The organism is Paraburkholderia tropica, from assembly GCF_914484835.1.
GTDB classification, from domain to species: Bacteria; Pseudomonadota; Gammaproteobacteria; order Burkholderiales; family Burkholderiaceae; genus Paraburkholderia; species Paraburkholderia tropica_A.
Genome location: NZ_CAJZAR010000068.1, coordinates 349,582 through 360,604, shown reverse-complemented (window position 1 = coordinate 360,604; position 11,023 = coordinate 349,582). Strand labels below are relative to the sequence as shown.

General features: G+C 65.9%; 9 protein-coding genes, 1 pseudogene and 1 riboswitch. Of the genes and pseudogenes, 6 read left to right on the top strand and 4 right to left on the bottom strand.

The window, feature by feature from the left end:
* Window positions 1-418, top strand: a pseudogene (locus tag LDO54_RS26200) (hypothetical protein); the annotation flags it as partial.
* A gap of 34 nt (window positions 419-452) precedes the next feature.
* Here the strand turns inward: LDO54_RS26200 and LDO54_RS26195 are convergent.
* Window positions 453-746: a GYD domain-containing protein gene (locus tag LDO54_RS26195; protein ID WP_224013573.1), complete on the bottom strand. Its 294-nt coding sequence runs from the start codon at window positions 744-746 to the stop codon at window positions 453-455.
* 56 nt (window positions 747-802) lie between these two features.
* Window positions 803-2,197 (bottom strand): FAD-binding oxidoreductase, encoded by a 1,395-nt coding sequence (locus LDO54_RS26190; RefSeq protein WP_224013572.1) that lies wholly within the window; start codon window positions 2,195-2,197, stop codon window positions 803-805.
* Window positions 2,198-2,653: 456 nt separating this feature from the next.
* On the opposite strand from LDO54_RS26190, the gene LDO54_RS26185 reads away from it, so the two are divergent.
* Window positions 2,654-2,866 (top strand): DUF1059 domain-containing protein, encoded by a 213-nt coding sequence (locus LDO54_RS26185; RefSeq protein ID WP_224013571.1) that lies wholly within the window; start codon window positions 2,654-2,656, stop codon window positions 2,864-2,866.
* 33 nt (window positions 2,867-2,899) lie between these two features.
* On the opposite strand, the gene LDO54_RS26180 is transcribed toward LDO54_RS26185, so the two are convergent.
* Window positions 2,900-3,301, bottom strand: coding sequence for a hypothetical protein (locus LDO54_RS26180; RefSeq protein WP_224013570.1), 402 nt, complete (start codon window positions 3,299-3,301; stop codon window positions 2,900-2,902).
* 225 nt (window positions 3,302-3,526) lie between these two features.
* Window positions 3,527-3,811, bottom strand: a complete 285-nt coding sequence (locus LDO54_RS26175; protein WP_224013569.1) for a hypothetical protein — start codon at window positions 3,809-3,811, stop codon at window positions 3,527-3,529.
* 69 nt (window positions 3,812-3,880) lie between these two features.
* Window positions 3,881-4,021, top strand: a riboswitch (guanidine-I (ykkC/yxkD leader).
* A gap of 56 nt (window positions 4,022-4,077) precedes the next feature.
* Between LDO54_RS26175 and LDO54_RS26170 the strand changes: the two genes are divergently transcribed.
* Genes LDO54_RS26170 through atzF form a run of 4 tightly spaced genes read left to right on the top strand, consistent with a single transcriptional unit; the run spans window position 4,078 to window position 10,969 of the window.
* Window positions 4,078-4,851, top strand: a complete 774-nt coding sequence (locus LDO54_RS26170; RefSeq protein WP_224013568.1) for an urea amidolyase associated protein UAAP1 — start codon at window positions 4,078-4,080, stop codon at window positions 4,849-4,851.
* Between the two features lie 9 nt (window positions 4,852-4,860).
* Complete coding sequence (locus tag LDO54_RS26165; RefSeq protein WP_224013567.1) at window positions 4,861-5,514, top strand: urea amidolyase associated protein UAAP2; 654 nt, start codon at window positions 4,861-4,863, stop codon at window positions 5,512-5,514.
* Window positions 5,514-9,137, top strand: a complete 3,624-nt coding sequence (uca, locus tag LDO54_RS26160; RefSeq protein WP_224013566.1) for an urea carboxylase — start codon at window positions 5,514-5,516, stop codon at window positions 9,135-9,137. The genes LDO54_RS26165 and uca overlap by 1 nt, the downstream gene beginning before the upstream one ends.
* Window positions 9,134-10,969: an allophanate hydrolase gene (gene atzF / locus LDO54_RS26155; protein WP_224013565.1), complete on the top strand. Its 1,836-nt coding sequence runs from the start codon at window positions 9,134-9,136 to the stop codon at window positions 10,967-10,969. Before uca ends, atzF begins: the two co-directional genes overlap by 4 nt.
* The last annotated feature ends 54 nt before the right edge of the window (window positions 10,970-11,023 follow it).

The following is an 11,023-nucleotide window of genomic DNA, read 5'->3' as shown; positions in this document are numbered from 1 at the left end:
CGCGCGCCCGCCCGCCGCGCGCAGCGACGTCACCGCGAATCTCGCCAGCGCACGCGCGAGTCTCGACAAGAACCGTCTCGCGGCGGCGCACGCGTCGCTCGCCAGCGCGCTCGCCGCGCAACCGGGCAACGCCGACGCCCAGCGCATGCGCGCCGACCTCTCGTCACGCGAGCAGGACCGCGACGCCTGGCTCGCGTCCGCGCACCGTTGCGGACGCGAAGGCCAGTGGGGCTGCGTGCGTCACGACGCGGCACGCGCGCTGGCCGTCGACGCATCGAGCCGCGAAGCGAAATGGTGGATCGCGCGTGCCTCGCTCGAACACAGCTCGGGCACGCGCTACGCGGGCAAGTCATCGAGTGGCGATGAGCAGGACGCCGCCGTGCTGTCGCGCGAACTGCCGGTGTGGAGCCACCATTGACCGGCGCGGCCGACTGGGCGCGCCGATCATCCGCTCAACCGAGCTTGCCGAGCATTGCGCTGAACGCGTCCTTGTCGAACGCGCGCAGCGTTTGCGTGCGGATATTGCCCGCCGAGCCGAGCGCGAGGCCGAACGCCATGAAGCCCGCTTCGTCTTCGGCCTCGACGATCGTGACCAGATCGTATTGACCGAGCGTCCAGTAAATCTGCTTCATTTCGCACTTGAACGTGCGGGCCAGTTCCGCGGCGTGGCCGGCGCGTTTCGCGCTGTCCTTGATCGTGCGGATGCCCTGATCGGTGAATTGCGCAAGCACCACATAAGTCTGCATGACGATTCTCCTGAGGATTGCCAGGCGATGGCCGCCTGGCGATAACGGCACGGGCACTACGTGTTGGCTGCGGGTGCGATGTTCTGATTGCGGTTGAACAGGTTGTGCGGGTCGTAGCGCGTCTTCACGGCGATCAGCCGGTCCATGTTCGGACCATAGGCGGCTGTCACGCGCGCGCGTTCGTCGTCGGTGAGGAAATTCACGTAGACGCTGCCGAGCGCATAAGGCGCCGAGGCGTCGAAAAAGTCGCGCGCCCAGCCGATGCAGCGGGCGTCGTCGCCGGGCTCGCTCCAGCGGCCATGCACGTTCATCACATAGAGCGCATCGCGATTCGGATACGCGGTGGCGTCGGGCGCGACGCGCGTGGTCGCGCCGCCGATCTGCCCGAAGAAAATTTCGCACTCGGGCGAAGGCAGATTGCCGATCGCGGCGGTGAGCGTATCGATGAGACCGTCCGGCAATTGCGCGAGATTGTGCGACTTCCAGTAATTGCGCGCGCCCGGCGTGAGCAGCGGATCGAAGGCTTGCTGCCACGCCGCGTAGGGCATCGGCCCGAGATGCTCGCCGCAGGGCGTGCCGAATTGCCGTACCGGTTCGACGGCGGCCGCCGCGCGTTCGGGCGGTCCCGAATAGCAGATTGCGAACACGATCACGGGCTTGCCGTGCACGTCGGCGGGCAGGAAGGGCAGCGGCGGCGCGAAGCGCAGCACGCTCCAGACGGTGAGATCCTCGGGCATCGACGCGGAGGCTTCGCGATAGCGTTGCAGCGCTTCCTTCGCGGCGGCGATGGGCAGCACCACGAGTCCGCCATAGACTTCGGGGCCCACGGCGTGCAGCGCGAATTCGAACATCGTCACCACGCCGAAATTGCCGCCGCCGCCGCGAATCGCCCAGAACAGGTCGGGGTGGCTGTCGGCGCTCGCGCGCAGCAGATTACCGTCGGCGGTCACCACATCGGCGGCCACGAGATTGTCGACCGTCATGCCGAAGCGCCGGCTCAGCCAGCCGAAGCCGCCGCCCAGCGTGAGCCCGGCCACGCCCGTGGTGGAGTTGATGCCGAGCGGCGTCGCGAGGCCGAAGGCCTGCGCTTCGTGGTCGAAGTCGCCGAGCGTTGCACCCGGCTCGACATAGGCGCGGCGCGTGGCGGGTTCGACGCGCACCGACTTCATCGACGACAGGTCGATCACGAGGCCGCCGTCGCACATCGCGCTGCCCGCGATGTTGTGCGCCCCGCCGCGCACGGCGAGCGCGAGGCCGTTGTCGCGCCCGAACGACACGGCCTGGCGCACGTCGGCGCAGCCCCGGCAACGCACGATCAAGGCGGGACGCCGGTCGATCATGGCGTTCCAGAGCTGGCGGGCTTCGTTGTAGCCCGTGTCGTCCGGTTGCAGCACCTGACCGCGCAGCGCGCGTTTGAATGTTTCGATGGAATCGCTCGACAGGCTGGACATCGCACACCTCTCATTCGGCAGTTCGCGAATCCGCATGGCGCGCCGGGCGCGGCGAACCCATGCGAGGGCCGGCGCGCGGCGATCAATGCGGAAGGGGTCGTACGCGAGACGCAGTGTGCGTCCCGTAGGGAAAGCCGGAAATGCCGTGCTTTCGGGAAGGCAGCAGGCGCATGAAGGAGGCGAGGCCGCGCAACCCGGCCGATGTGCGTTTGTGAACGTGGCCGGGCTGAATTCAGATTGCCGGACACGTTTCCTGAATGATTAGATAACCTGACTAATTATTTCGGGTGTCCGTTTGAAAACGCGCGTTGCGGTTGTTTTAAAGTGCGCGCGCAGCGTCGTCTCCTGCTTATTTTAGCAAGTGAAATGCGGGGGTCCTATAATTTTGTCGCATGCTTTACGCGTTGTGCGGGCATGCATCGGACTGAAGTTAATTGATTAACGAGGAGTCTTGTCATGACTCGCAAATACATCGATTGCAGGGAGTTTCCCAGCGAAATGAACTGCTCCGTGGCCATCTCGGCGGATTCCGATCAGGAACTGCTCGAAGCGGCCGTGCAACACGCGGTCAGCGTCCATCATCACACCGATTCGCCGGAGTTGCGTACGCAAATCGCGGGTCTGTTCCATGAAGGCTCGCCGCCCGTTGCGTCGCCGCGCCCGGCGTGAGTGCAGCGAATCGAAACAACCGGATCGTCTCAATCATCCGAACAAACGCACCCAGACCGTGCGGATGCGGCGCGCGCGGTCTTCGAACAGATACGACGCCGCGAGCGCGAACAATCCCGCCATCGCGCCCGTGACGAGGTGCTCCAGAAAATGAATGCGGTAGTGGCTCGTGTGCGAATACGCGTCGCCTATCGCGGTCAGGCAGCCGACCAGCAAGGCGTTGCCATATCGATTCGCGTAGAGTCTCGCCGCCGGCGTGAAGGTCAGCAGCAGCGCCAGCCCGCCGGTGAGCAGACCGGTCTTGAAGGCGATCGCCCAGTGCGCGAGGCTCATGATGTTGCCCCAGCTGCCCGGCATGCAGGTCATGCACGCGCTGGTCGGCTGCCAGAAACGCTGGACGAACAAGGTGATGCGGCGTTGCCACGACACTTTCATGGCGCGCTCTCCGGGCGAGGCCGCGGTATGCGGCTCATTCGCATGGTACACCGCGCGCGCGAGGCGTCCGGTGCGGGGAAACGCTATTTGGAGAGTCGGAATATCAACGCGCGATTAAACGGTCGTGGAGTCAGTGGCGTGCGTTTTGCGCGTCGCCGCGTTGCAATTCGATGAAACGCGCGGCGAAAAGCGCGTAAAGAAATTGTCGAAGTCGCGTTGCTCGGCTCATGCTGGTTTCCGTCGATGATTCGGAGGGATGTGAATGGATGCGGTGCTACATGCAACAGCCATGCCAATCAGCAGTGAGCATGTAAAGCGCGGATAAGCCAATCGAAAGCGCAGCAATCCCGTCATCGCGTGGAAAGCGCCGCCCTGAAAATGTGCCGCGCGCGAATCGGCGCCATGCCGATCACCATCTTGGGGCAAACCGATGCCGCTTCGCGGTGCAACGCACAGCGCGGCGCGTGCGTTCCCAACCCGCGCGAAACCCCATGATTCAAGGCGCTTCATGCAATTCGCCGCGCATTGGCACGGATCTCGCTACATCAGCCTGCGAGAGGTGCGAAGCAATTTGCATCATCTTAGGATCGCTAGGGTTCCGGTCGGCGCGCAGCTTCAGTTGTGTGGCCGATGCCTGGTCCGAGAGCAATCCGGTCTCGTCTCCCACCTTGCATGCAAGGCGGCGATGAGGCTCCACGGAGGGATAAAAGCCCGGGAGGTTGCGATGTCGTTCGGTCGCCCTCTCACGCTTATTCCCTTCGCCACCCGGAGCCTCCATGCCGTCCAGCCTCCTCACTGAACTCGACGATTTCAACGACCTCGCGCCGGTCGCCGCGCCGCTTTGGGAAGCCGTGATTCCCGCGGGCACGCACTGGTCCGGCATCCTGCGACGCGGCCTCGCGCTGCGCATCGTCGATATCGAAGGCGGCGCGAATCTCGCCGCCGTGTTTCATCGCCAGGAAGATCCGCTCGAACGCTACAACATGGCCGACACGCTGAAGGCGCAGCACACGGCTCACCTCACGCGCGGCCACGCGCTGCATACCGACATGGGCCGCGTGATCGCGTCGATCACGGGCGACACGCTCGGCTGGCACGATCCGCTCGGCGGGGTCGGCGACGCGGCGCTGTTCGCGCGCAAGTACGGCGAGCGCCGCTATCAGGCGCATCGCAACGAGATGATCCGCAATGGCCGCGACAGCCTCGTGCTCGAACTCGCGAAGTACGGTCTGGGGCCGCGCGATCTCGCGGCGAACGTGAACTTCTTCAGCAAGGTCGCCGTGGGCGACGACGGCGCGCTCAGCTACGTGAGCGGCCATTCGCGCGCGGGCGCTTCGCTCGATCTGCGCTTCGACATGAACACGCTGGCGGCGCTTTCCACCGCGCCGCATCCGCTCGATCCGCAGCGCGAGTACGCGCCGAAGCCGGTGAAGCTGATCGCGTGGCGCGCGTATCCCGCCGATGCCGCCGCGCCCGCCGACGATTTGTGCCGCAACGCGTGCGCCGAGAACGGCCGCGCCTTCACCAACACCGACCGCCTGTTCGCCTGAGGAGCCGCCATGCCGATCATCGAAAGCGCGCTCGAAGCGCGCACCGCCCGTTACGATTTCACGCTGCCTGCCGGCGAGCCCTGGCTTTACGACATCAAGCGCGGCGAGACGCTGCGTATCGTCGACCTCGAAGGCAATCAGGCCGTCGATACGCTGTTCTATCGCAGCGACGATCCCGCCGAACGCTATAGCGCGCAAGACACCATTCGCGCGCAAGGCAATCTGTACTTGAGCGCGGGCAGCGTGCTGATGTCGAATCTCGGCCGCCCGATGCTCACCATCACCGCGGATACCTGCGGGCGTCACGACACGCTCGGCGGCGCGTGCGCGGCGGAGAGCAACACGGTGCGTTACGCGCTCGACAAGCGCCATATGCACAGCTGCCGCGACAGCTATCTGAACGCGCTCGCGCATTGCACCTGCGGTGCGGCTTCGCAACTGGGCAAGCGCGATCTCGTCAGTAATATCAACTTCTTCATGAACGTGCCGGTCACGCCGCTCGGCAAGCTCACGTTCGAGGACGGCATTTCCGCGCCCGGCAAATACGTGGAAGCGCGTGCCGAAGAAGACGTGACGGTGCTGATCTCGAACTGCCCGCAACTGAACAATCCGTGCAACGGCTACAACCCGACGCCCGTGCGCCTGCTCGTGTGGGAGGCATGATGGCGTTCGACAAAATCCTGATTGCCAATCGCGGCGAGATTGCGTGCCGCGTGATCCGCACGCTCAAGCGGCTCGGCATCGCGTCGGTCGCGGTGTATTCGGAAGCGGACCGTCACGCGATGCACGTCATGCTCGCCGACGAAGCTGTCTGCATCGGACCGGCACCGGTCGCGCAGAGCTATCTGAACGCCGCGGCGATTCTCGACGCGGCGCGCCAGACCGGCGCGCAGGCCGTGCATCCCGGTTACGGATTTCTTTCGGAGAACGCAGCATTCGCGCGCGATTGCGAAGCGGCGGGCATCGCCTTCATCGGCCCGCGCGCGGAGCAGATGACAGCGTTCGGCCTCAAGCACACGGCGCGCGAGATCGCGCAGCAAAACGGCGTGGCATTGCTGCCCGGCACCGGCTTGCTCGCCGACGTGCAGGCCGCGCTCGACGCGGCGTCGTCGCTTGGGTATCCGGTCATGCTCAAGAGCACGGCGGGCGGCGGCGGCATCGGCATGTCGCTGTGCCGCGACGCCGCGCAACTCGACGCGGCATTTGCCTCGGTCGCGCGGCTCGGCCAGAGCAACTTCGCGAACGCGGGCGTGTACCTCGAAAAATTCGTCGAGCACGCGCGCCATATCGAAGTGCAGATTTTCGGCGATGGCAAGGGCGAGGTGATCGCGCTCGGTGAACGCGATTGCTCGGTGCAGCGGCGCAACCAGAAGGTCATCGAGGAAACGCCCGCGCCGGGTCTGAGCGAGGCGGAGCGCAGCACGCTGCACGAGACCGCTGTGCGTCTCGCGCGCGCCGTGCAATACGCGAACGCGGGCACGGTGGAATTCGTGTTCGATGCGCATGCACGCGCGTTTTATTTCCTCGAAGTGAATACGCGTTTGCAGGTGGAGCACGGCGTGACCGAACAGGTCTACGGCGTGGATCTCGTCGAGTGGATGATTCGCCAGGCCGAAGGCACGCTCGCGCCGCTGCCCGCGCTCGCGCAGTCGCTGAGCGACGGTCCGCGCGGCGCGAGCGTGCAGGTGCGCGTCTACGCCGAAGATCCGAATCGCCATTTCCAGCCGAGTTCGGGGCTGCTCACGCACGTGAGTTTCCCCGACGATGTGCGCGTGGACACCTGGGTCGACGCGGGCACGGAAGTCAGCGCGTTCTACGATCCGCTGATCGCCAAGATCATCGCGAGCGCTGAGACGCGCGAAGCCGCGCTGGCGACGCTCGCCAATGCGTTCGATCGCACGCAGCTTTATGGCATCGAAACCAATCTCGACTATCTGCGTGCGGTGGTCGGGTCGGCGACCTTTGCGGCGGGCGAGCAGACCACGGCTTTCCTCGGCCGCTTCGTGTTCGCGCCGCACACCATCGACGTGCTCGACGGCGGCGTGCAGACGACCGTGCAGCAGACGCCGGGGCGTCTGGGTTACTGGGACGTGGGCGTGCCGCCCTCAGGCCCGATGGACGACCGCTCGTTCACGCTCGCCAACGCGCTGCTCGACAATGCAGCGGACGCGGCGGGCCTCGAATTCACGATGGTCGGCGCGACGCTGCGCTTCAACTGCGAGACGCTGTTCGTGCTCGGCGGCGCGCCGCTCGCGGCGGCGCTCGACGGCGTGGCGGTGCCGTTCTGGCAAGTCGTGCGCGCCCGTGCGGGCAGCGTGCTCAAGCTCGGCGGCGTGACGGGCGCAGGCGTGCGCGCGTGCCTCGCGGTGCGCGGCGGCTTGCAGGTGCCCGATTATCTCGGCAGCAAGGCCACGTTTACGCTCGGCCAGTTCGGCGGCCATGCGGGCCGCGCGCTGCGCAAGGGCGACGTGCTGCATCTCGCGCCGGGCGCGGGCAAGGGCGAGGCGGGCGCGACGCTGCCGACCGGGCGCGTGCCCGAACTCACGCATGAATGGGAACTCGCGGTGCTCGACGGCCCGCACGGCGCGCCCGATTTCCTCACGCGCGACGACATCGCCATGCTTTACGAGGCGCGCTGGACCGTGCACTACAACTCGAGCCGTACGGGCGTGCGTCTGATCGGCCCGAAGCCGCAATGGGCGCGCACGGACGGCGGCGAAGCGGGCCTGCATCCGTCGAATATCCACGACAACGCCTACGCGATCGGCGCGGTCGATTTCACCGGTGATATGCCCGTGATTCTCGGTCCCGATGGCCCGAGTCTCGGTGGCTTCGTCTGCCCGGTGACGGTGATCGGCGAGGAGTTGTGGAAGCTCGGCCAGCTGCGTCCCGGCGATACGGTGCGCTTCGTACCCGCGAAAGCGAACGCGACGCACGAGTGCGTGCTTTATCGCAGCGAAAATACCGACGATGAAAACGCCGATGAAAAAAGCGTGGCCGTGGTCTACCGCCGTTCGGGCGATCGCAATCTGCTGATCGAATACGGGCCGCCCGTGCTCGACCTCAAGCTGCGTTTTCGCGTGCATGCGTTGATGAACTGGCTCGCGGAACATCGCCTGCCCGGCATCGTCGATCTCACGCCGGGCATCCGTTCGCTTCAGGTCCATTTCGATCCCGACACGCTCGCGCTCGACGCGCTGCTCGCGCATCTCAAGCTCGCCGAAACGCAATTGCCTGCCGTCGATGCGATGCGCGTGCCGAACCGCATCGTGCATCTGCCGCTGTCCTGGGACGATCCGTCGACGCGCGTGGCGATCGAGCGCTACATGCAGAGCGTGCGGCCCGATGCGCCCTGGTGTCCGAGCAATATCGAGTTCATTCGCCGCATCAACGGTCTCGACAGCATCGACGACGTGAAGCGCATTCTGTTCGACGCGCGCTATCTCGTGCTCGGTCTCGGCGATGTCTATCTCGGCGCGCCGGTCGCGACGCCCGTCGATCCGCGCCATCGGCTAGTCACCACGAAGTACAACCCGGCGCGCACGTGGACACCTGAAAACGCGGTCGGTATCGGCGGCGCGTATCTGTGCGTGTACGGCATGGAAGGCCCCGGCGGTTATCAGTTCGTCGGCCGCACAGTGCAGATGTGGAATCGCTATCGCACCACGAAGGAGTTCGAAGCGGGCAAGCCGTGGCTGCTGCGATTCTTCGACGAGATCCGCTTCTACGAAGTGAGCGAAAGCGAACTCGCGCAATGGCGCAGCGAATTCATCGCAGGACGGCGCAGCTTGCGTATCGAGGAATCGGTGTTCGACCTCGGTGAATACGAGCGATTCCTGCGCGACGAAGCCGAATCGATTGCTGCGTTCAAGTCCACGCAACAAGCCTCTTTCGAAGCGGAACGCGAGCGCTGGCGCGAGGCGGGCCAGGCCGAATACGTAGGCGAGCCGGGCGCGGATAGCGGCGCGAACGCGCAATCGCTGAGCGACCTCGACGACGATTGCCGCGCGATCGGCGCCGACGTGTCGGGCAGCGTGTGGAAGCTGCTCGTCGCGGAAGGCGACGCCGTGGAGGAAGGCCAGGACGTGGCGATCCTCGAATCGATGAAGATGGAAGTGACGGTGGCCGCGCCCGCGAGCGGCGTGATCGAAGCGCTCGCCTGTCATGAAGGCGACGCCGTGACCGCGGGCCAGCGCTTGATGGCGATCCGCGTGAGCGCAACGATAACCGACACGACGACCGACACGACGACCAGCCCGAGCGGCGAGGAGGCCGCATGCCAATGAATCTGCTTTCCACGACCCCGGACACGTCCGATACGGCGCATACGCCGATGACGATCGCCGCCTTGCGCGCGCGCTATCTCGACGGCAGCCTCACGCCCGCGCAACTCGTCGAGCGGATCGCGGCGCATACGTCGGGCGACGATCCGCATCGCATCTGGATTCGCGCGCTCACACGCGACGAGATGATGCGTTACGCCGACGCGCTCGCGGGCCGCGATCCGGCCACGCTGCCGCTCTACGGCATTCCGTTCGCGATCAAGGACAACATCGATCTCGCGGGCGTGCCGACCACGGCAGCGTGTCCCGACTACGCGTATCAGCCTGAAACAAGCGCGCCCGTGGTCGAGCGCCTGATCGCGGCGGGTGCGATTCCGATCGGCAAGACCAATCTCGATCAGTTCGCCACGGGCTTGTCGGGGCAACGTTCGCCGCATGGCGCGTGCCGCAATGCGCTCGATCCCGAGTACGCGTCGGGCGGGTCGAGTTCGGGCTCGGCGGTGTCGGTGGCGATGGGGCTCGCCGCGTTCTCGCTGGGCACCGATACGGCCGGTTCGGGCCGCGTGCCGGCGGCGTTTCATGGGCTCGTCGGGCTCAAGCCGACCAAGGGCGTGCTCAGCACGCTCGGCGTGGTCCCCGCATGCCGCTCGCTCGATTGCGTCTCGATCTTCGCGCATACCGCCGATGACGCGCAACGCGTGTTCGAGAGCGCGCACGGCGTGGCCGAGGACGATCCGTATGCGCGCGAATGGCAAGGCGATGAGGTGAGCGCGCAAGTTGCGTTGAAGGGTTTGCGTCTGGGCGTGCCGCGCGCTTCGCAACTGGAGTTCTATGGCGATGCGTCGTATGCGCAAGCCTTCGACGCCGCGTTGGCGGCACTGCGCGCGGCGGGCGCGCAACTCGTCGAGATCGACTTCGAGCCGTTTCTCGCGACGGCGCGTCTGCTGTACGAAGGGCCGTTCGTCGCTGAACGGCTGGCCGCGATTCGTCCGTTCCATGAAGCGAATCCCGATGCGCTGCATCCCGTCACGCGCGCGATCATCGGCGGCGCGGCGCGCTGGAGCGCGGCCGATGCGTTCGCCGCACAAGACACGCTCGCCGCGCTGCGCATGCAGGCCGAACGCGTGTGGCCCGATCTCGATGCCATCGTTACGCCGACTTCGCCGACCACGTCCACGGTGGCGGAACTCGAAGCCGATCCCATCGGCGTGAACGCGCGCTTTGGCTATTACACGAACTTCGTGAACCTGCTCGATCTGTCCGCGCTTGCGGTGCCGGCTGGCACGTGCGAAAGCGGGCCGCACGCGGGCAAGCCGTTCGGCATCACCTTCGTCGCACGCGCGCACGAAGACGCGAAGCTGCTCGATATCGCGCGTGCGTGGCTGGGCGAAGCGGCCTCGAACACGAAGGCCGCTTCCGCTACGCCCGCAACGGTGCGCGTGGCTGTAGTGGGCGCGCATCTGGGCGGCGAACCGCTGAACGCACAGTTGACATCGCGCGATGCGAAACTCGTCGCGGCGACTACGACATCGAAAAATTATCGCCTCTACGCGCTGCCGAAGGCCGCTTCGCAAGGCATCGAAAAACCGGGTCTCGTGCGCGTGGCGCAAGGCGGCCATGCGATCGAAGTCGAGGTCTGGGAGATGCCCGTCGAGCACTACGGTTCGTTCGTCGCACTGATCCCGTCACCGCTCGGCATCGGCACGCTCGAACTGGCGGATGGTGCCTTCGTACAAGGCTTTTTGTGCGAAAGCCTGGCACTCGAAGGCGCTGAGGATATCAGCGCGCTTGGCGGCTGGCGCGCTTATCGGCGCGCGGCGATGCAGGCGGCCTGAACGCGCTTTACGTCTATCGACGACGACATGATTCAACCGAACACACGCTGCACT